The 21527-nt window shown below is 41.0% G+C and carries 12 protein-coding genes, 1 other RNA gene and 3 pseudogenes; 13 read left to right on the top strand and 3 right to left on the bottom strand.

Annotated features, from left to right (window positions below; all coding sequences use genetic code 11):
• Positions 1-88 precede the first annotated feature (88 nt).
• The 3 genes from P4S65_RS00735 to P4S65_RS00725 are packed head-to-tail and all read left to right on the top strand — an operon-like array spanning position 89 to position 5890.
• Positions 89-1504: a TolC family protein gene (locus P4S65_RS00735; protein WP_033023821.1), complete on the top strand. Its 1416-nt coding sequence runs from the start codon at positions 89-91 to the stop codon at positions 1502-1504.
• On the top strand, positions 1494-2810 hold the full coding sequence (locus P4S65_RS00730; protein ID WP_337119377.1) for an efflux RND transporter periplasmic adaptor subunit: 1317 nt from the start codon (positions 1494-1496) through the stop codon (positions 2808-2810). Before P4S65_RS00735 ends, P4S65_RS00730 begins: the two co-directional genes overlap by 11 nt.
• Positions 2807-5890 (top strand): efflux RND transporter permease subunit, encoded by a 3084-nt coding sequence (locus tag P4S65_RS00725; RefSeq protein ID WP_337119376.1) that lies wholly within the window; start codon positions 2807-2809, stop codon positions 5888-5890. Before P4S65_RS00730 ends, P4S65_RS00725 begins: the two co-directional genes overlap by 4 nt.
• 184 nt (positions 5891-6074) lie before the next feature.
• On the opposite strand, the gene ssrS is transcribed toward P4S65_RS00725, so the two are convergent.
• Positions 6075-6258, bottom strand: a non-coding RNA gene (gene ssrS / locus P4S65_RS00720) — 6S RNA.
• Positions 6259-6451: 193 nt separating this feature from the next.
• On the opposite strand from ssrS, the gene P4S65_RS00715 reads away from it, so the two are divergent.
• The 7 genes and pseudogenes from P4S65_RS00715 to rlmB all read left to right on the top strand — a co-directional run bounded on the left by P4S65_RS00715 (position 6452) and on the right by rlmB (position 15315).
• Entirely contained in the window at positions 6452-7027 is a 576-nt protein-coding gene (locus tag P4S65_RS00715; protein WP_337119375.1) for a UPF0149 family protein, read from the top strand.
• Between the two features lie 15 nt (positions 7028-7042).
• The gene (pepP, locus tag P4S65_RS00710; protein WP_337119374.1) at positions 7043-8365 is read left to right on the top strand and encodes a Xaa-Pro aminopeptidase; all 1323 of its coding nucleotides are present in this window, start codon (positions 7043-7045) and stop codon (positions 8363-8365) included.
• A 15-nt stretch (positions 8366-8380) separates the two neighbouring features.
• A pseudogene (gene ubiH, locus P4S65_RS00705) lies at positions 8381-9567 on the top strand (2-octaprenyl-6-methoxyphenyl hydroxylase).
• Positions 9564-10730: an FAD-dependent monooxygenase gene (locus P4S65_RS00700; protein ID WP_337119373.1), complete on the top strand. Its 1167-nt coding sequence runs from the start codon at positions 9564-9566 to the stop codon at positions 10728-10730. The pseudogene ubiH and the gene P4S65_RS00700 overlap by 4 nt, the downstream one beginning before the upstream one ends.
• Positions 10731-11160: 430 nt before the next feature.
• Positions 11161-11921 (top strand): annotated as a pseudogene (locus tag P4S65_RS00695) (enoyl-CoA hydratase/isomerase family protein).
• Between the two features lie 159 nt (positions 11922-12080).
• A pseudogene (rnr, locus tag P4S65_RS00690) lies at positions 12081-14575 on the top strand (ribonuclease R).
• The gene (gene rlmB / locus P4S65_RS00685; protein WP_007378377.1) at positions 14572-15315 is read left to right on the top strand and encodes a 23S rRNA (guanosine(2251)-2'-O)-methyltransferase RlmB; all 744 of its coding nucleotides are present in this window, start codon (positions 14572-14574) and stop codon (positions 15313-15315) included. The pseudogene rnr and the gene rlmB overlap by 4 nt, the downstream one beginning before the upstream one ends.
• A 551-nt stretch (positions 15316-15866) precedes the next feature.
• Here rlmB and P4S65_RS00680 read toward each other — a convergent pair.
• Entirely contained in the window at positions 15867-18023 is a 2157-nt protein-coding gene (locus tag P4S65_RS00680) for a TonB-dependent receptor family protein (protein WP_337119372.1), read from the bottom strand.
• 282 nt (positions 18024-18305) lie between these two features.
• Positions 18306-19151 carry a LysR family transcriptional regulator gene (locus P4S65_RS00675; RefSeq protein ID WP_007378851.1) on the bottom strand — a complete coding sequence of 282 codons (846 nt, stop codon included), beginning with the start codon at positions 19149-19151 and terminating at the stop codon, positions 18306-18308.
• A gap of 126 nt (positions 19152-19277) precedes the next feature.
• Here P4S65_RS00675 and P4S65_RS00670 point away from each other — a divergent pair, with 126 nt between their 5' ends.
• The 3 genes from P4S65_RS00670 to gcvH all read left to right on the top strand — a co-directional run bounded on the left by P4S65_RS00670 (position 19278) and on the right by gcvH (position 21521).
• Positions 19278-19877 carry a hypothetical protein gene (locus P4S65_RS00670; protein WP_337119371.1) on the top strand — a complete coding sequence of 200 codons (600 nt, stop codon included), beginning with the start codon at positions 19278-19280 and terminating at the stop codon, positions 19875-19877.
• Positions 19878-19975: 98 nt separating this feature from the next.
• Positions 19976-21058: a glycine cleavage system aminomethyltransferase GcvT gene (gene gcvT / locus P4S65_RS00665; RefSeq protein WP_337119370.1), complete on the top strand. Its 1083-nt coding sequence runs from the start codon at positions 19976-19978 to the stop codon at positions 21056-21058.
• Between the two features lie 73 nt (positions 21059-21131).
• Entirely contained in the window at positions 21132-21521 is a 390-nt protein-coding gene (gene gcvH, locus P4S65_RS00660) for a glycine cleavage system protein GcvH (RefSeq protein ID WP_024590231.1), read from the top strand.
• The last annotated feature ends 6 nt before the right edge of the window (positions 21522-21527 follow it).

Here is a 21527-nt window from a genome sequence, read left to right as displayed (position 1 = left end):
GCTATGTAATGTTATGTAAAGTAGGTTGAGCAAAATTTGCCAAAGTGCTTGAATTAACCTCATAAATAGCAGTAATTTAGGTTTAATTATGATTTGGCAATGCAAGCCAACCCTATTGGCAATTAGTGTGATGCTGCTTAGCGGCTGTGCGAGTGATTTAAACTCGTCGCAGCGCATGCAAGCGCCTAATAATATGCCTCAGCAATGGCAGCAAGAAGCATCAAGCTCAGCATTAAAAGTACAAGAGCAATGGCTTACACAATTACAAAATCCTACGCTTAACAAATTTGTACAACAAGCACTTAAAAATAACCAACAGCTTTTGCAAACGAGTTATGATGTTGAAATTCAAAAGCAGCAACTTATAGTCTCGGGCGCTGCACTTTGGCCAAGCCTCGATTTATCAACACGTACAAGCCGTAGTAAAGACAACCGCCCTGTAAGTTACGACAACGCAAGCTCCGTAAGTTTAAATTTAACTTACGAGGTTGATTTATGGGGTAAGCTTTCTGACGCTAAGCGCGAAGCTAATCTTAACTATTTAGCGCAACAGGCACGATTTGAGCAAGCTAAACAGCAACTTGTTGCTGATGTAGTAACAGGCTGGTTCGATGTGGTTACGGCGCAGCAATTACTGGATTTATTTAAGCGTCGTGAAGCCAATGCACAACAAAATCTAGATATTATTGAGTCTGGCTATCGCCAAGGTATAAACGAAGCGCTCGATGTGTATTTAGCGCGTAATGAGCTTAATAATGAACGCTCTCGCATTGCCACTCAAACAGCGAGTTTATCGGCATCAGCACGTGTACTTGAGCGTTTACTTGGTGAATACCCAAAAGGCGCTATTACTGCTAGTAGTGACTTACCTGTTATTAATACCGATATTCCTCTAGGATTACCTTCTGAGCTTATAACGCGAAAACCTACTCTACGTGCAAGTTGGTATGAGCTTTTAGCAGCCGATGCATCATTGGCATATGCGCATAAACAACGCTTTCCAAGTTTAGATTTAACAGCTTCATTAAGTGATAGTACAGACCGAGTAAGCGACTTGTTTTCTCCATCAAGCCTTGCATGGTCTTTATTAGGTAGTATTTCAGCGCCACTTTTTGAAGGAGGGCGCTTAAAAGCCAACGAAGAAATAGCGCGTCTTAATACTCAAAAGCAAGAGCAGCTTTATTTACAAACGCTTTATGACGCGTTTGGCGATGTTGAAAATGCAATTTCGCAGCAGCAGTCCCTCAAAGCTCAATATACAAGCACATTAGAGGCACAAGAAAACGCACTAGCTGCAGAGCAATTGTCGTTTGAGCAGTATCAAAGTGGCTTGGTAACTTACACGACAGTGCTTGATGCCCAAGACCGTTCTTTTGACGCGCAAAGCTCCTTAATCGATATTAAAAACCAATTAATAGCCAATAGAATTAACTTACACATTGCCCTTGGTGGTGATTTTGCAAAGCCCTCAAGTGAACTAAAGAGCAATAACGATGAAAACTAAAACAGCAAAAATTATTATTCCAGCGGTGGTTATAGTTGCCACTATTTTAATTGTTATGTTTATTAAAAATAACACGCCTGAGGCTAAACGCTTTGGGACACCTCCTAAGGCATCAATAAGTGTGGCTGCGCTTGAGCTAAAACCACAAAATTATCAAGTGATGATAGATAGCTACGGTACGGTAAAACCACGTACACAAAGTTTGTTAGTGGCTCAGGCATCTGGGCAAATAATTGAAGTAAGTGATGACTTTAGAGAAGGCGGTTTTTTTGAAAAAGGCGATGTACTTTTAAAACTAGACGACAGAGATCATCAGGCTGAAGTTAAATCTGCTCAAGCCAATTTATTAACCGCAGAGCAAGGTTTGCTAGAAGAGAAGGCGCGTGGGCAACAAGCTATTACCGATTGGAAGCGCCTTGGCGGCTCAAATCAGGCAAGCAGCTTAGTACTACGTGAGCCACAACTAGCAGCCGCTGAAGCTGAGGTTTTATCGGCGCAGGCAGCACTTGAAAAAGCGATGCTTGATTTAGAGCGCACTAAAGTAACGGCGCCATATGCGGGGCGTATACTCAGCCGTAGTGTTGATTTAGGGCAAGTGGTTACTAACAACACACAGCTAGCCACCATTTACGCAATCGATAGCGTTGAGATTCGCCTACCAATTAAAAATAAAGATCTCCCATTTGTAAATTTACCAGAGCAGTATCGCGATGGTGCTAAAAACCAAGCGGGTTCAATTGTTAAATTTACTTCTGACTTAGTAGGTGAGCAAACGTGGCAAGGTCAATTAGCACGCACAGAAGGTGCTATAGATGAAGGCGCACAGCAGCTTTATGTAGTTGCTAAAATTAATGACCCGTATAAAGCAACAGCAAATAACCAGTACCCAATAAAAATTGGGCAGTATATAAAAGCGCAAATTACCGGCAGAACAGTATCTAACGCACTTATAATTCCTAACAGTACAATTTATCAAGGAACGTACGTTTACATTGTTGAAGGTGGCGTACTTAAGCGCAAAGACATCACACTAGCTTGGCAAAATGCGACTCAGGCGATGATAAAAACCGGTTTAAACGCAAATGATAAGCTTGTTATTACTCCACTTGGTCAAGTAAGTTCAGGAACTCAAGTAAGTATTTTAGGTGAACAAAGCGCAGATCAACCTAAAAGCCGTGGAGCGAATGGGCAAGGTAAAGGAAAGCGCCCGACTCCAGAGCAGCTTGAACAAAAAGCAAAAGAGCTTGGTATTAGTGTTGAAGAGTTAAAAAAACGTCGTGCAGCAAAGCAAGGAGATAAGCCATGATAGCTTGGTTTGCCAAAAACCATGTTGCTGCTAACTTATTGCTAGTAACGTTGCTGCTGTCGGGGCTTTTTAGCCTATCAAGCAAAATACCGCTTGAAGTATTCCCTTCATTCGAAACCGACATGATAAGCGTGAACGTAAGTTTGCGTGGCTCAACACCAGAGGATGTAGAGCAAGGCGTAACAATTCGTATAGAAGAAGCCGTACAAGATTTAGAAGGTATTAAGCAAATATTTAGCCGCTCTTCTGAAGGTTCTGGCTCTGTAACAATAGAGGTTGAAACGGGCTACGACCCGCGTGAGCTTTTAGCCGATATTAAAAGTCGTGTAGACGCAATTAACACTTTTCCAGCCGATGCTGAAAAGCCAATAGTCGCGCTTGCTGAGCGAATTCGCGAAGTTATCGCGGTTACCGTATCGAGTGACTACGGCGAAAAAGAAACCCGCGAATATGCAGAAACAGTACGCGATCAAATTCTACGTTTGCCTAATGTAACACAGGTAGAGCTAAGTGGCGTTCGTGATTACGAAATTGCCATTGAAGTAAGCCAAGACGTTCTTCGCCAGTACGATTTAAGCCTTGCACAAATATCGAGTGCGATTGCTAATTCAAGCTCTGATATTTCTGCTGGTAACTTAAAAACTGAAGGTGGGGACGTACTTATAAGCTCTAAAGGGCAAGCATATCGTAAAGATGAATTTGCCAATATTGTTGTTAAAAACCAAGCTGACGGCACGATTATTCGTTTAGGCGATATTGCAATAATTAAAGACGATTTTGAAGAAACCCCAGTACGTACTCGCTTTAATGGTAAGCAGGCTGCATTTATCGACGTATATCGAATTGGTCCGCAAAGTGCGATTACTGTTGCTGACGATGTTAAAAACTATATAAAAGAGCAACAAAGCTCCCTTCCACAAGGGTTTGAACTAAGTTACTGGGATGATGATTCGGAGCTGGTTAAAAGTCGAATTGCCACACTAACGACCAATGCCCTACAAGGCGGTATTTTAGTACTTGCTTTACTTACTTTGTTTTTACGCCCTGCAATTGCATTTTGGGTATTTATTGGTATTCCGGTTTCATTTATGGGCGCGTTTATAGCGATGCCTATATTTGGCGTAACCCTTAATATTATGAGTTTATTTGGCTTTATATTAGTACTGGGAATTGTTGTTGATGACGCCATAGTTACTGGCGAAAATGTCTATACCCATTTAAAAACAGCTAAGTCGGGCGAGCAAGCCGCAATTTTAGGTACTCAAGAAGTCGCAACACCAGTAACATTTGGTGTATTAACTACCGTTGCTGCCTTTTTACCTTTGGCCTTTATTGAAGGGGCACGCGGTGCCTTGTTTGCTCAAATACCGGTAGTGGTTATTCCGGTATTATTGTTTTCATTGATTGAATCTAAATTTGTACTACCCGCACATTTAAAATATATAAAACTACGCCACGAAAAAGGCGAACCTTCAAAGTTTGATGTTATTCAACAGCGTTTTGCAGATGGATTTGAAAACGCGATTTTAAAATACTATCAACCCACTTTAAATTTAGCACTGCGCCATAAATTGGCTTCGGTAAGTTTGTTTGTTGGTGTGTTTATAATAATTTTAACCATGATCACTAGCGGTTGGACTAAGTTTGTCTTTTTCCCGCGTATACCAAGCGAAACAGTCCGCGTTAACTTAACACTACCAACAGGTACGCCGTTTGAAGTCACTAATAAATACGTAATTGATATGTCGCAAAAAGCGCAGCAATTACAAGAAAAATACCGCGACCCAGATACAGGTGAAAGCGTTATTTTAAATATATTAGCCACAACAGGTGGGCGCGGTGGTGTATCTAATTCAGGTTCAGTACGCTTTGAAATAACACCGGCTGAAAAGCGTGAATCAGACATAGGATCAAGAGAGCTTGCCAGCGAATGGCGCGATTTAATTGGTGTCATTCCTGGTGCTGAAAGCTTAACGTTTAGAGCTGAAATTGGCCGAAGTTCTGACCCAATTGATGTTCAGCTTAGCGGGACTTCGTTGACTATTTTACAAGACGTGGCTGATCATATTAAAACCCGTTTATCGACCTACCCAACGGTATTTGATATTGCCGATAGCATGTCTGATGGTAAAGAAGAGTTACAAATAGAGCTTACACAGCAAGGCTTAGCGCTGGGCTTAAATAGAGTCAATGTTGCAGGGCAAGTGCGTAACTCGTTCTTTGGCTCGCAAGTCCAACGTATTCAGCGCGGACGTGATGATGTACGTGTAATGGTACGCTTGCCTATTGAAGAGCGTCGCTCTGTAGCCGATTTACAAAATATACTTATAAATACACCAGCTGGTGGCTCGGTGCCGTTATCGCATGTTGCAACTCTTACCGCAGGGCAAAGTCCATCAACCATTAACCGAATAGACCGCTACCGTACTTTAAATGTAACAGCGGATATTGAAAAAAATAACACCAACATGACCATACTTCAGGCTGACCTAACGGAGTATTTAGATGGATTAATGCAACAATATCCTGGAGTAGATTATAAACTAGAAGGTGAGGCTAAAGAGCAGCGAGAGTCGTTTGGGTCGTTGGCTTGGGCGCTTGTGTTTGTATTTTTCATAATTTATGCGCTATTAGCAATACCGCTTAAATCTTACTTACAGCCAATTATAGTAATGAGTGTAATTCCATTTGGCATGATAGGTGCTGTAGTCGGGCATTGGATTATGGGCATGGATTTAACCATTATGAGCTTGCTTGGTATGCTCGCCTTAACTGGGGTGGTAGTAAATGACTCCCTTGTACTAGTTGATTTTATTAATAAAAAGCGCAGTGAAGGTGGAAAGTTATTAGATGCGGTTAAAATTGCAGGTGCATCGCGTTTTCGCCCTGTAATGCTAACAAGTTTAACGACCTTTATTGGCTTAATGCCGTTATTATTTGAAAAAGCGACTCAAGCACAGTTTTTAATACCAATGGCGGTGAGCTTAGGGTTTGGGATTATTTTTGCTACCTTTATTACTTTATTGTTAGTACCAATAAACTACATGATGATGGAGCGCTTTCAAGGTTGGTTTAAATAACTCCACTCTTAAATACATGACTATTAAAGCTGTGGGTAAGTAATTACCTACGGCTTTTTTATAAGCTAATAGTAATGTTAGACAATTGAAGATAAGTGAATAAAAAATTTAGATAAATATAAGAGTAAACAGGAAGGTTAATTTTTTTGATAAAGCCTTTTAAAGGCGAGGGTTTGCAAAAAAGGTGTTCCCCAAGATACGGTACTCGAGTTTCAGTCCTGAAACCAGAAGGTTTCAGGGCGGGAATCTGCGGTTTACCGTAGGCTTCTCGGTACATGCCGAGCCTGCACAATAGTAGACGAACAGAAACCCTGGTATAAAATTTATCGGCTCAGGGACTTAACTAAGCTCCGGTACCCCAGGGAACAATCTAAGTATATAAGACATAATCCAATCCTTAAACCCCAAACGTAAAAAATTAAACTGTTCGCTTAGTTTTTCCGCATCTTTAACCCGTCATTTACTTAATCGCATGGTTTTTGAGCTTGATCATACAATTAATTGGAGTTGCTTTTTATCGAGTGGTAGCATTGCCTTAACTTGCAAAGCGAAGATTCGATTATGAACGATTTACCCGATTACGAAAAAGCTCAACTGCTTTTAGAAAAAAACGAAATATTTGTATCACCTGCCGAAGCGCATGGTGTAATTAGTGGTTTACTTGCGTGTGGTTTAACTATTGACGACAAAGAATACTTAGGCCTTTTAAGCGATGTGTTTAACGATGGTGAATCGTTTAGTAACGATTTAAAGCAGTTTTTTGGCACTATTTATAAGCAAGTAGTCGCGAGCTTTAATGATGATGAATTTCAGTTTGATTTATTTTTACCAAGCGACGACGAAACACTCATCGATCAGGCTAATGGCCTCGTATCATGGGTAGCAGGTTTTATGCTTGGTTTTGGCTTAAAGCAAAAAGATTACGGTAAACTATCGAGCGATGTTAAAGAAGTTATTACTGATTTTAGCGAAATCACTCGCCTAGATACCACTTTTGAAGAAACCGAAGAAGACAGCCAAGCGCTGCACGAAGTGATTGAATATGTGCGCGTATCAGCACTACTTTGTTTTGCAGAGCTTGGTAAAGAGCAAAACACGCAAAGTACTAAAAAACACTTCATTAGTTTAAAAAGTTAAACGGGTTGGTTAATAATGGTTGAAGTACAAAAGTCAGAATTTAAAGCACGCCGCGAGCGTTTACTTGCGCAAATGGATAAAAATAGCGTTGCTATTATCCCTGCTGCGAGCGAAGTTACGCGCAGCCGCGATACCGAATATGCATTTAGACAAGATAGCGACTTTTTTTACTTAACTGGCTTTAACGAACCCGACGCTGTACTTGTACTATGTAACAACAGCGATGCACCCAGTACTTTATTTTGCCTAGATAAAGACAAGCTTGCAGAAATTTGGCATGGCCGCAGAGTTGGCTTTGATAAAGCTAAAAGTGACTACTTGTTTGATGAAGCTTACCCACTAAGTGAATTAAACGATAAGCTACTCGATATACTAAATGAAAAAGATGCGATTTATTTTGCACAAGGTGCTTATCCTTCATTTGATACTAAAGTGTTTTTGTTACTAGGTACACTTCGAAGTGGCTCACGAAAAGGCCTTAAAGCACCGAGTACTTTAAAAGAAATACGCGGCCTTATTCATGAAATGCGTTTGTTTAAATCGCCAAGCGAGATAGATGTTATGCGAGAAAGCTGTGAAATTAGTGCGCGAGGGCACATGCGCGCTATGCGTTTTTCACACCCCGGAGCTACTGAATTTCAGCTAGAGGCTGAGCTACATCATCATTATGCCATGAATGGTGCGCCGCACCCTGCATACGGCACAATTGTTGGTAGTGGCGACAACGCCAATATTTTACATTACACGCAAAATAGCGACGTATTAAAAAATGGCGACCTGGTACTTATAGACTCCGGTTGTGAACTACAAGGTTACGCCGCCGATATCACCCGTACTTTTCCAGTAAATGGACAATTTAGCGAAGAGCAAGCCGCGCTTTACAATATTGTACTTAAAGCACAAGAAGTGGCTTTTGAAGAGGTTAAACCCGGCGGGTTTATGTCGCACGCTAATAAACGTGCAATGGAAGTAATGACCCAAGGTTTACTTGATTTAGGTATTTTAACCGGCGACTTTGATGAGCTAATGGCAAAAGGGGCATGTAAAGAATATTACATGCACGGGCTTGGGCATTGGCTTGGTTTAGATGTACATGATGTTGGCGATTACAAAGTAAATAACGTTGAGCGTGCATTTGAGCCCGGTATGGTACTCACCATAGAGCCTGGGCTTTATATAAGCGAAGACTCAAGCGCACCGCAAAAATACAAAGGCATTGGTATTCGTATCGAAGATAACTTGCTAGTTACCGAAACCGGCCATGAAAACTTGACCCTAAGCGTACCTAAAAAAATTAGCGATATAGAAGCACTTATGCAAAGTGCTAAAAACGTATAAAGCTCGGAGAGTAAAGTGGCTAAGCAGTTTGATGTAGTTATTATTGGCGGTGGTTTAGCGGGAGCAAGCTGCGCATTAAGTGTGGCTAAAACTAATCCCGCGTTAAATATTGCCGTTGTAGAAGCTAATCAAGTAACCGGCGACTACCACCCAAGCTTTGACGACAGAAGTATTGCACTTGCTCAGCAATCGGTAGAGTATTTACAAAGCCTCAATTTATTTGAAAAAAATGCCCCTTACACCGCAGCAATCAAAAAAGTGAGCGTGTCTGATAGAGGCCACTTTGGCAAAGCGCACATTAATTGCGACGAATTTGCTAAGCCCTCACTTGGTTACGTAGTAGAAGTAAATCCATTTGGCCGAGCGCTTCACCTGCGTTTAACGCAGTCAAATATTACGCTTTTGTGCCCCGATAGCGTAACTGCCATTGAGCAAACTCTGCATAGCAATACACTCACCCTACAAAGCGGCGAGCAATTAAACGCAGCGCTATTGGTTATTGCTGATGGCGCACAATCACCAACACGTAGTTTACTTGGGCTTGGTTTTAATACCCAGCCTTATGAACAAGGCGCTATTATTGCTAATGTAGAAGTGGCTGGTGGGCATAATAATCATGCCTTTGAGCGCTTTACACAAAACGGGCCTATGGCGTTATTACCCATGAGCAATAACCGTTATTCGTTAGTATGGTGTATGCGCCAAGATCAGGTTGAACAGCACATGGCACTCAGTGAACAAGGTTTTTTAAGTGCCCTGCAAAGCGCGTTTGGTTATCGCGGTGGTCAATTTACTAAAGTAGGCATGCGCACGAGTTACCCGCTCGTTTACGGGCAAGTTGAGTCTTTAACTGCGCACCGTACAGTGGTTATTGGTAATGCTGCACATGCTATTCATCCTATTGCAGGGCAAGGTTTTAATTTAGGTCTTCGCGACGTACAAGTACTTAGTAATTTAATAGCAAATAGCCAACACGATTTAGGCAGCTATGCGTTTACACGTGAATATTCAAAAAAGCGCAGTGATGATATAAAAACCGTAATGAGTTTAACCGATGCACTTGTTAGGCTTTTTCAAACTCATCGCGAGTGCTCGCATTGGGGCGCAGTATTGGGTTGTTTTCGATGGATTTATTTCCCGCATTAAAAGCGCCATTAGCCAAACAGTTAATGGGGCAAGTTAAACAAGGTAGGCGTTTATGAAGCAAGCACAGGTTTGTATTGTAGGTGGTGGCTGCGTAGGGTTGACACTGGCACTTGGATTGGCAAAAGCCGATATAAGCGTAGTTGTACTCGACGGCGCACCAACACAAGCGTTGCCAACTGACGAATATGGTTTGCGCGTAAGTGCGCTAAGCATTGCAAGTCAAACCTTGCTTGAGCAATTAAACGTATGGCCCGAAATTATCGCACAGCGAGCGTGCGCTTATACGCATATGGACGTACGCGACGCCGACAGTTTTGGCAAAATAGCGTTTAATAACGAACAACTTGAGCTTGAACATTTAGGCCATATTGTTGAAAACGACATTATCCGCTACGCGCTTATAAAAGAGCTAGAGCAACAACCAAGCGCCACGCTAATGTTCGATACGCAGTATCAGCAAATACATCAAAGCGAATCAGATGTATTTATAACGCTTAAAAGCGGCGAGCCAATTATTGCAAAACTGCTGGTGGCCGCTGATGGGGCAAACTCAGCTATTCGCAAACAATTTAATATGGCGCTGAGCTTTAAAGATTACGACCACCATGCGCTAGTTGCGACTGTTAAAACTAAAGAGCCGCACGCAAATACCGCACGCCAAGTGTTTTTACCAACCGGGCCACTGGCATTTTTACCTCTGAGCGATGCAAATACGCATTCAATAGTATGGTCTACAAGCCCAAACCACTGCGATGAGCTGCTTGCAATGGACGATTGTGCCTTTAATAAAGCCGTTATGGCTGCAATAGATGGTCAATGCGGTTTGTGTGAAGTGCAAAGTAAGCGCGTGGCTTTCCCACTTAAAATGCGCTACGCCCAGCAATGGGTTTCAGGCAAAGTGGTACTCATTGGCGATGCTGCACATACAATCCATCCACTTGCAGGGCTTGGTATGAACCTAGGCCTAAAAGACGCCGCTTATTTAATTGAGCTTTTAACAAGTAATAATAAAGAATTTGCAAGCACGCGCACACTTCGCGATTACGAACGTACCCGTAAGCTCGACGCACAAAAACACATAGCCATGATGCAAGGGCTAAAAGAGTTATTTGAAGGGGCTAATCCGTTTAAAAAGCTTATTCGCGGAGTAGGGTTGTCGCTAGTTGATAACCTAGGGCCAATAAAACACTTGTTCACCAAAGAAGCGATAGGAAAGTAAAAACATCAGCAATAAGTTTTGTAAAGAACGATGCTTAATTTAAGAGCGCCTTTTTTAATGTTTATATTGAGTTAAATTAAGTGCTTCTTATTTTTTGAAATTCATCCAAACTAAATACTTGAATTCAAGACGATTAATTACCAAACCTCGAATATTATAAGCGCCAAGTTAAACATACCGCTGAAAATTTAACCTCAAAAAATAAACATGCCTTATACCAATCCGCAATAATACTTAATCAATTTGAGGGATTAAATCTGACACTAACTGTGTTAAAATTTTTGATATAGAACAACTAATTTGCCTTATAATCGACAAGGTTTTCTTGCCCCAAAATAGACCACTTAATTAATCGAGTTGGTATTATTGATAACTATAAAAATAATGAACTGCGCTTAGAGTTAACTTAAAAAGCAAAAAAGAGGATTTAATGGCAAATTTAATAGAACTAACAACTAAAAATAACACCGCTATACTCACCATGAATACCGCTGAAAACCGTCATAATCCAGCGTTTTTGGCTGAGTTTAATTTACACCTAGACCACATTGAAGCAGATCAAAATATTAAGTCAGTTATTTTAACGTCTTCGAGTGATAAAAATTGGTCATTGGGTATCGACCTTCAATGGATGTCTAATCCAAGTATTTTACCAGCAGCAATTTCTGACTTTATGGTGCAAATAGGCGATTTATTTAAACGCATCGTTACTTTTCCTATGCCTATTATTGCTGCGTTAAACGGGCATACCTATGGTAATGGTGCTGTATTTGCGTGTGCGTGCGACTTTAGATTTATGAAATCAGACAAAGGCTTTTTTGTTTTCCTGAAGTGGATGTAATGGTGCCGTTTGTTCCGTCGATGTTTCCTATAATTAATAAGGCAATTTCGCAAACCTTCTTTAATCGTCTAGCTATGTCAGGAGAGCGGGTTGGTGCACAGCTGTTGCTAGAGAACAAAGTAGTTGAAGCTGTGTTTGCAAATAACGATGAACTACAAGCGGGTGTACTTGAGTTTGCTCAGCAGTTTAATAAAAATCGTTGGATTTACGCTCAAAATAAAACACAAATGAATAAGCAGATTTTACTTACGATGAAAGAAGAAGATCCAAGCTTTATTGATAATATAAGTAAACTGCTGTGGAAAAATCTACAAAAAAATAGTATAAGTCTTAGTATTGCTACTAGATGAAAACACTTTGCAGTTAAGGGATCGTTAAGCTCCATTGCGCTAGATTTTTCAACTATACACCAAGGTAAAAGTGCTTTCTTAAAAGTTTAATAGCTTTTACCTGTCTCATTATAACTATATGGGTTAAAATACCTACATAACCAACTAACAAGATAGTGAATGTCAAACCAAGATCCAAATCTCAGTCGAGAACAAGAAAAGTACGAAAACCCAGTCCCTAGTCGTGAGTTTATACTTACTCACCTTCAAGAGCGTTCAAAGCCTGCTAACTACGCGCAATTATGTGAAGAACTAGCAGTAAACGATGACGAACGCCAAATAGCATTTAAACGCCGCCTTCGCGCTATGGAGCGTGACGGACAGCTGTATTTCAATAAATTTAAATGCTACGCCCTAATTGACGAAGCCGGTTTAACCAAAGGCAAAGTAATAGGCCACAGAGACGGTTTCGGCTTTTTAGAAGTTGAAGGCGAGAGTAAAGATTGGTTTATTGCTAAGCACCAAATGAATATGGTGTTACATGGCGACATTGTACTAGCTAAAGGCACTAAACGTGGTTCTGGCTCAAAATGCGATGCACGTATTATAAAAGTGCTTACTAACGAGCGCGCGCCAATTGTTGGCCGTTACTTTGCTGAGCACGGTGTTGCTGTGGTAGTCGCTGAAGACCCGCGCATAACGCAAGATATAATGATTTTACCAGGCAACGAAAACGGTGCCCGCCATAACCAAATGGTGCAGGTTAAAATTACGCAAAATCCAAGCCGTAACATGAACGCGGTAGGTAAAGTTATAGATGTACTTGGTGAGCATTTAGCCCCAGGTATGGAAATTGAAGTCGCACTGCGCAATCACGATATTCCACATGTATGGCCAGAAGAAGTTGAAGCACAAGTTGCTCACCTAGGTGAATTTGTTGAAGAAGCTGACAAACAAGGTCGCGTAGATTTACGTGATTTACCACTTGTAACTATTGATGGCGAAGATGCACGCGACTTTGATGACGCCGTATACTGTGAACCTAAAAAATCAGGTGGCTGGCGCTTATGGGTTGCCATTGCCGATGTATCGCATTACGTAGGAATGAACACGCCGCTTAACAAAGAAGCAATTTTGCGTGGTAACTCAGTGTATTTTCCTGAGCAAGTAATTCCGATGCTACCAAAAGTGCTTTCTAACGGATTATGTTCGCTTAATCCAAAGGTAGATCGCTTATGTATGGTTGCCGAAATGACCGTATCGAGCGCGGGTAAACTTTCGGGTTATAAGTTTTACGAAGCCGTGATGAACTCGCATGCACGTTTAACTTACACCAAAGTAAATGCCATTTTACAAAACGACGAAAAACTACGCGAAGAATACTCAGCCGTTGTGCCACATTTAACTGATCTACAGCAAATGTACATGGCACTTAAAGCAGCACGCCAAGACCGTGGTGCCATTGAGTTTGAAACCCTAGAAACACGTTTTGTATTTAACGCTCAACGTAAAATAGAATCAATAGTGCCTGTTATTCGTAACGACGCGCACAAACTCATTGAAGAATGTATGATTTTAGCCAACGTATCTGCGGCTAAAATTCTTGAAAAGCATGAAGCGAGTGCGCTTTATCGTGTGCATGACGAACCAGATCAAGAAAAACTAGGTAACTTTACTAAGTTTTTAGGCGAGTTAGGTATCGAAAGTACATTAAGCGACGAGCCAACACCAAAAGAAATAACGCAAGTATTAGCGCGACTAGGTGACCGCCCAGAAGCTGAACTTATTCAAACTATGTTACTGCGCTCAATGAAACAAGCTGTATATCAGCCAGATAACATTGGTCACTTTGGTTTAGCGTTATCGGCTTACGCGCATTTTACATCGCCAATACGTCGTTACCCAGATTTAGTCGTGCATCGTGCTATTAAAGCAGTAATAAGAGCACAAGGTCAGCAAACGTCTGGCGAATACGCTTATACCGACGACGAAGTTGATCAGCTAGGTGAGCAGTGTTCTACAACAGAGCGTCGCGCTGACGATGCAACTCGCGAAGTAGCTGATTGGCTTAAATGTGAGTTTATGCAAGATCACGTAGGTGACGAGTTTAACGGTGTTATTTCATCGGTCACTAACTTTGGTTTGTTTATTCGTTTAGATGATTTACAAATTGATGGGCTTATTCACGTTACTAATTTAGGCGATGAGTTTTTTGCACATGATGCTGCAAAACACACCCTAATAGGTGAGCACTCGCATACTGTTTATCGCCTTGGCGATAAAGTAACAGTTAAAGTTGCATCGGTTAGTTTAGACGATCGCCGTATAAACTTAACGCTTAAAGGCGATGTTGCACAAGACAGATACTCACGTCGTCGTGCACCTAAAAAAGGCTCAGGCAAATCTGAGCATGCGCCAGCAAGTGTGCGTTCGCAATTAAAAGCAGGCAAAGTACCGGGTAAAAAGTCGCACAGCGATGACAAACCTAAAGGTAAAAAAAGCCAGCAAATAAAGATAAAGGCAAGCCTGCAAATAAGTCTGCAACAAAACCTGCAGATAAAAAAGCAGCAGACACTGCCGTAAAGAAAAAACCGAAGAAAAAGGCCGTTAAAAAGCCTAAAAGAGCAGGCAAAAATGCCCGTAAACGTACTAGCCCAGGAGCAGACAATACGTGAGTAATGAATTAATTTTTGGCTTTCATTCTGTTGAAGCAATTTTAGAAAGCGAACCAGAGCGCTTTGTAGAAATTTATGCCCTTAAAGGTCGTGACGACAAACGCTCAACTCCGATTATTGATGAAGCACGTAAATTTGGTATTTCAGTACAGTTTATGCAGCGTAAAGCCCTTGATAGCAAATCAAAAGGTGAGCAGCATCAAGGTATTATTGCCAACGTAAAAGCAGCACCAACGTTTAATGAAAAAGATCTTGATGCGATAATCGCTCGTGAAGACACACCGTTTTTACTTGTGCTTGATGGTATTACCGATCCGCATAACTTAGGTGCATGCCTACGTAGTGCAGACGCTGCTGGTGTTCACGCTATCATTGTACCTAAAGATCGCTCTGCAAAGCTTAACGGCACAGCACGTAAAGTAGCTTGTGGCGCAGCCGAAACAGTACCGCTTATTCAAGTGACTAACCTTGCGCGTACGCTTCGCGAAATTAAAGATGCGGGCGTATGGGTTGTAGGCACTGCTGGCGAAACTGATAACCACGTATTTGATGCAAGCTTAACAGGCCCAATGGCTATTGTTATGGGTGCAGAGGGCGAGGGCATGCGACGCTTAACGCGTGAGCATTGCGATATGCTTGTTAAAATTCCAATGGCGGGTACAGTTTCAAGCTTAAACGTATCGGTAGCCACGGGTATTTGTTTGTTTGAAGTTTTACGCCAACGTAACGCAAATAACTAATAACTAATAACTAATAACTAATACCTAATAAATAATAACTAATTTAAATTAAGTATTAAAAAAGCCGAGATTGAAATTCAATCTCGGCTTTTTTGTGTCTGTAATTTACGCTTTAACTTTACACCAATTGATGCTCTATTATAGCGATAGGAAAATAACTCTATAGCAAGGCAAAAATAACGAAATATAGTTGTTCTTATATCAGTTATTTTTAAAGCAGCTAGTGAACCATTTCTCCTATACAAAGCGCAGGTAAACGGTTTAATAACAAGGCAATAATTTAGATGTGTAGTGCTTTTACATAAAAAATTATCAACGCTGTTAGTGAACCACTTACCCTATACAAAGCGCAGGTAAACGGTTTAATAACAAGGCAATAATTTAGATGTGTAGTGCTTTTACATAAAAAATTATTAACGCTGTTAGTGAACCGTTTATCTCATACAAAGCGCAGGTAAACGGTTTAATAACAAGGCAATAATTTAGATGTGTAGTGTTCTTACATAAAAAATTATTAACGCTGTTAGTGAACCGTTTAACCAGCTTTCAATTTAGAATGAGTAAGTGTAGCCCATCTGTACAGTACGCGGCTTACCTGGCTGAATGCCACCGTTTGAACGGTTAGCAACGTATGTTTTATCAAACAAGTTATCAACGCTTAGGTATACTTTTTGATTTTCATCGATTAAGTATTTAGCAGCTAAATCCCATACTACGCGGCTATCAATTGCGTTTAAGCCCGACTGCGTTAAGTTAGCATGCGCATCAGATACGTAACGTATTTGGCTGTTAACTACAAACGCAGAAAACTCAGCACCTAACGATAACGCTACTTGGTTTTCTGGTACGTAAGGCATTGCATCGCCTTTTTCTACCGCGCCCCAAATTTCTGAATCAAAATCGTTTTTAAACTCAGAGTCTGTGTAGGTGTATGTTAATTTAACTGGGAACATAGCTGTATCAGTTGCAAACGTACGTGCTGCACTAAATTCAAAGCCTGCTACTTCTACTTCACCGTAGTTGTATTGGTCGCCAATGTTGTCGTCGCTACAACCAACCGCTGCAGTACAGTTACCGTGCATGTTGTCGTAGTCAGAATAAAAGGCAATTATTTCACCACTAAAGCTATCCATGTTGAAGCGAGAGCCAAACTCAATGTTTACGCTTTCTTCTTCTTCTTGGTCTGCATTACCAGGTGCTGCTGGCGCATAACCTTTTTGAATGCCCGCAAGTAGCGTTACGTTTTCGTTAAGCGTGTAAGTAGCACCTAACGACGGAACTAAAATTTCGGTATCGTTCGACACATCTTTAGTTAAACCGTTGCTGCGCGTTGGATCTGATTTAGACCACTCTTCACGCGTAATAGTAATGTCTTCATAACGAAGACCAGCACTTATTACTAATGCATCAATTGTCCACTCGTCTTGAATAAACAAGGTGCTTGCTTCGGCACTATCTTCGCGGTTGCTATCAGAGCCCGGAACGCCTTGCTCTGTAAGCGTTAAGCTTAGGTCTTGATTAAGTGTGTATTTGTCTTCCCACTGAAAACGATCCATTTCGTCTTCGTGGTAACGCACACCAACAGTGATGTAATGATCGCCTGCCGGAATATGTAATTCAGACTGAATACCCTTAGCTTGGTAATCGCGATTATTAGCTTTAACACCAATACCTTCAATGCCTTCGCTTGTCGGGTTTGCTTCAAATTCGCTGTATTGCTCAAGGTAGCTTTCGCTTACTTTGCTGGCTTTGTACCAGTTGCGATGAAAATCGTTTAAGTAAGCTGTTGCTAAAAACTCATAGCCATCACCAAAACGGTACGCGTAGTTAAGTTGATATGCGTTGTGGCGCGTATTCATTTCATCGTTTTGCGATGCAGCATAACGACGGTAAGGACTTTCTTGATAGTCTTCGTCAGTTAAGCCCATGTATGTTTCGTCTGATGTTTCGTCAGAGTACTTAATTTTTAGCTCAAGATTATGCGCATCGTTTTGACCAAACGTGTGGCCAAACTTTAATAGTAAATCTGTTTTTTCAAAACCGGTGTTGTCATTACCTACTGGCAGCTCTTTAAAGCCATCTGCGCCGTAAGTAAATACTTCAATTAAACCTGCTGTGTTATTTTTTTCTTTACCAAAGTAAGCGTGGCCTTTGTAGTAACCGTCGCTACCAAGGGCTGCATCTACCATACCTTTTGAGCTATTTGGCTCAGTTGGTAAGCTGCGCGAAAGTAAGTTTAAAACACCACCTGTAGTACGAGGGCCGTACTTAACTGAGGCTGCGCCTTTTAATACTTCAATAGACTCCATACGACCCATAGTAGGGAAGTAGTATGCAGAAGGTGCTGAATATGGTGCTGGTGCAACTAATACACCGTCTTCCATTACTGATATTTTATCGTTACGGCCAGTACCTGTACCGCGCATACCAATATTAGGACGAAGGCCATAACCGTCTTCTTCTTGCACGTAAACGCCCGGAACAGACGCTAAAACGCGAGAAATATCGGTAAACTGGAATTTTTGCAGATCTTCTTCAGAAATAAACGTAGCCGAACCAGGAATATCGTTAATTGCCTGCTGAGAGCCAATAACAGTAATTTGTTCAAAGCGTTGTTCTTTATTGCTGGTGTCTTTTGCTATTGCAGTAGCACTAAAAGACAAAGCAACCGCAGTTGCCAAAGTAGATACTAAAAACTTAGGGTTCATTGTGTTCCTAATCATGTCAATTATCTTAATTGGCGTAATTTGAACACGTTAACGAATACGAATCAATGTTATTAACTATTTAATGATTCAGTTTTTTAGAACTAAAAACACCTACTTATGCAACTTAGTTAACTAAATTATTTCTTTTGTAGCAGTTTGTAATTACTTAACTAGTTATAAAGTTTGAACTAGGTATATTTACTTTTAAGCGCTTTATATTAACTAGCTTAGATGTGATTGTTGCTAATTTGTTTGCTTTTCAATTGGTTATGTTTATTGGTGTTAGCCTAAACGCAGTGCGATAAACTCAGCAAGTTTATCTACTGCATTTTCCGACTCGCCCGAACTTTTAACCAAACTAATACCAATATTACCAAGAGCAGGTAAGTGCTTGGTTTGAACTTGATAGTTAAGTTCACTCGGTACTGTGCTTTTAGCAAGTACCGTAATACCTAAGCCTTCTTTTAATGCGGCAATAAGACCCGTTAAATCGGCGTTGCTATAGACAATTCGGTATTTTATACCTGCACTTTTTAATGCATCAGTAGCACGGCGACGATAAATACACCCCTCTGGTGCGGTAACTAGCGTAACCACGTCGTTTTGTGCAAGTGATAAATCGCCTACCCATACGAGTTTGTCTTGCATAAAAATAGGGAATTTTTCAGAGCTGAGACGCTCATTTAGCGCCAGCACTAAATCAAACTGATCTTGCCTTGAGGCCGAAAGCAAATGTTTACTTAAACGCGATTTAACTTCTAACGACACCTCTGGGTAGAGTGCCACAAAGTCGCCAATAATTGAGGGTAAAATACGCGCCGCAAATTCGCTCGGAATACCTAAGCGCACTTTACCTGCAATGTTTTCTGAGGTGAACTGCTGCAAAATAGCATCGTTGTGCTGCATCATCTGCTTTGCCATAGGCAGTAATAGCTCGCCGTACTGGTTTAATACTTGGCGCTGTCCTTGTTTTTTAAATAGTTTATAGCCAAGCACATCTTCTAAACGTTTTATTTGTAGGCTTACCGCAGGTTGCGATAGGCCAAGTAAGTCGCCTGCTTTAGCAAAACCACTTACTTCAACTACCATTACAAAGGTGCGTAAACTGTCGGTTGATATGTTTTTCATATTTATAATTACAATTTATATGGCTATATATATAAGTATTATTTATCAATTGATAAATAATTACAATTTGTTGTTACACACCTCGCGCAATATACTTTTAGCATTGAAAATACACAGGTGTTTGTTATGACTTTTAACCCAATAATGTTTGCCCGCCACAGCAACGCAAGTAGTGCGGTTACTAACGCTTTGCAAGCAAACAGCAGCAATGTTGTAATGGATTTTAGTGGCACCGAAACCAGTGTATTTTTAAGTTCTATTTTAGGCCTTGATTTAACTAAGCTTACCGCCAGCGGTTTAGGCTTAAAAGGCACGCTTGATGGCGACTATAATTCTGACTACAGCTTTGCTGTTTATTACTTTAGCGAAACTGCGTTTAGATTCGTTCTGCCACACAGCGCAAGCCTTCAATTACAAGCGCTTATAAATGAGCAACAACTTCGTTTTGATATCGATTATGTAATGCGAACCGACCTAACTAGTTTTACTCTAAGCGGTAGCAATGCATTTGACACCCTAGTAAATGCTTTTAAATTAACACCAGGTTTGCGCCTTTCTGACGCGCAACTTTGTTACGGTGCACAAAGCGGTGATGTATTTATTACCGCCATTGATAAAAACGACGAACAACACTTTGTATTAGTCGCTAAACAACAAGAATTACAAAAATGGCAAAGCTACATGCAAGCGCAAGGTTTTGCACTTATGCATAGTGAAGCCGCATAACGAATACAAACAACAGGTAAGCATAACAATGCTTGCCTGTTTTTATATCTATTTAAGCCACGACCTAAACAGGGTTAATTTAAACGTGAAGGAATGTTATGACTTCTAAAACTGTACTACATGCTAAGCACCTAGAAGCGGGCGCAAAAATGGTTGATTTTCATGGCTGGGAAATGCCAATCAACTACGGCTCACAAATAGAAGAACACAATAGCGTACGTACCGATGCTGGTATGTTTGACGTATCACACATGACTATTGTTGATATTGCAGGGCCTCAAGCAAAAGCATTTTTACGTAAGCTAGTAGCTAACGACGTTGCAAAATTAACCGTACCAGGCAAAGCGCTTTACACCGGCATGCTTAACGAACAAGGCGGTGTAATAGACGACTTAATTATTTATTTCTTTAGTGAAACGTTTTACCGCCTAGTTGTTAACTCAGCAACGCGCGAAAAAGACCTAGCGCATTTAGCTAACGTATCGAGCGACTTTGACGTAACTGTTACAGAGCGCCCAGAGTTTGCAATGATTGCAGTACAAGGCCCTAACGCTAAAGCAAAAACAGCCACTCTTTTAAATGCTGAGCAACAAGCCGCTGTTGAAGGTATGAAGCCGTTTTTTGGTGTTCAAGTAGGTGATTTATTTATTGCCACAACGGGTTATACTGGCGAAGACGGTTACGAAATAGTAGTACCGAACGACCAAGCAGCCGATTTATGGCAACAACTGCTAGACGCAGGTGTTAAGCCTGCTGGTTTAGGTGCACGCGACACGCTACGTTTAGAAGCAGGTATGAACCTTTACGGTCTAGATATGGACGAAAGCGTATCACCACTTGCAGCTAACATGGCATGGACCATTGCATGGGAACCAGAAGATCGTGACTTTATTGGTCGTGACGTACTTGTTAAGCAACGCGCAGAAAAAAGCACTGACAAACTAGTTGGCTTAGTGTTTGAAGAAAAAGGCGTTTTGCGTAGCGGTTCTAAAGTAATTGTTGACGGTGGGGTAGGTATTATTACATCAGGTACTTTTTCACCAACACTTGGTTTTAGTGTAGCCCTTGCACGTGTACCACGTTCAACAGGCGATACAGCTCAAGTAGAAATGCGTAAAAAATTAGTAAACGTTAAAGTAGTAAAGCCTAGCTTTGTACGTAACGGTAAATCAATAATTTAAATAATTTGGTTATATCAATCAGTGTAATTACAGTGATTGATATCCTCCCAATATAAACCAAAGGACAAATAAAATGAGCAACATTCCTAGCGAGTTAAAATACGCACCTTCACACGAGTGGGTTCGCAGTGAAGGCGACGGTACATTTACTGTTGGTATTTCTGAGCATGCACAAGAACTTCTTGGCGACATGGTATTTGTTGAATTACCAGAAGTTGGCGACGAAGTAGACGCTGGCGAAGACTGTGCAGTAGCAGAGTCAGTTAAAGCAGCATCAGACATTTACGCACCTATCAGTGGCGAAATTGTTGCTATTAACGAAGAACTTGAAGACTCACCTGAAACAGTAAACAACGACGCTTACGGCGACGGTTGGTTATTCCGCATTAAAGCATCTGACGAGTCTGAGCTAGACAACTTATTAGACGCTGAAGGTTACTCGCACACTATCGACGAAGAATAATCATTT

It is taken from the genome of Pseudoalteromonas sp. B131b (genome assembly GCF_037162545.1).
In the GTDB taxonomy this organism is placed as follows: Bacteria; Pseudomonadota; Gammaproteobacteria; order Enterobacterales; family Alteromonadaceae; genus Pseudoalteromonas; species Pseudoalteromonas fuliginea.
Note: the sequence above shows the minus strand (reverse complement) of the source record. Positions and strands in the feature narration are given on the sequence as shown.

Coding starts and splice junctions, on each gene's coding strand:
- P4S65_RS00735 (WP_033023821.1), top strand. CDS start 89: ATGATTTGGCAATGCAAGCCAACCCTATTGGCAATTAGTGTGATGCTG.
- P4S65_RS00730 (WP_337119377.1), top strand. CDS start 1,494: ATGAAAACTAAAACAGCAAAAATTATTATTCCAGCGGTGGTTATAGTT.
- P4S65_RS00725 (WP_337119376.1), top strand. CDS start 2,807: ATGATAGCTTGGTTTGCCAAAAACCATGTTGCTGCTAACTTATTGCTA.
- P4S65_RS00715 (WP_337119375.1), top strand. CDS start 6,452: ATGAACGATTTACCCGATTACGAAAAAGCTCAACTGCTTTTAGAAAAA.
- pepP (WP_337119374.1), top strand. CDS start 7,043: ATGGTTGAAGTACAAAAGTCAGAATTTAAAGCACGCCGCGAGCGTTTA.
- P4S65_RS00700 (WP_337119373.1), top strand. CDS start 9,564: ATGAAGCAAGCACAGGTTTGTATTGTAGGTGGTGGCTGCGTAGGGTTG.
- P4S65_RS00680 (WP_337119372.1), bottom strand. CDS start 18,023: ATGAACCCTAAGTTTTTAGTATCTACTTTGGCAACTGCGGTTGCTTTG.
- P4S65_RS00675 (WP_007378851.1), bottom strand. CDS start 19,151: ATGAAAAACATATCAACCGACAGTTTACGCACCTTTGTAATGGTAGTT.
- P4S65_RS00670 (WP_337119371.1), top strand. CDS start 19,278: ATGACTTTTAACCCAATAATGTTTGCCCGCCACAGCAACGCAAGTAGT.
- gcvT (WP_337119370.1), top strand. CDS start 19,976: ATGACTTCTAAAACTGTACTACATGCTAAGCACCTAGAAGCGGGCGCA.
- gcvH (WP_024590231.1), top strand. CDS start 21,132: ATGAGCAACATTCCTAGCGAGTTAAAATACGCACCTTCACACGAGTGG.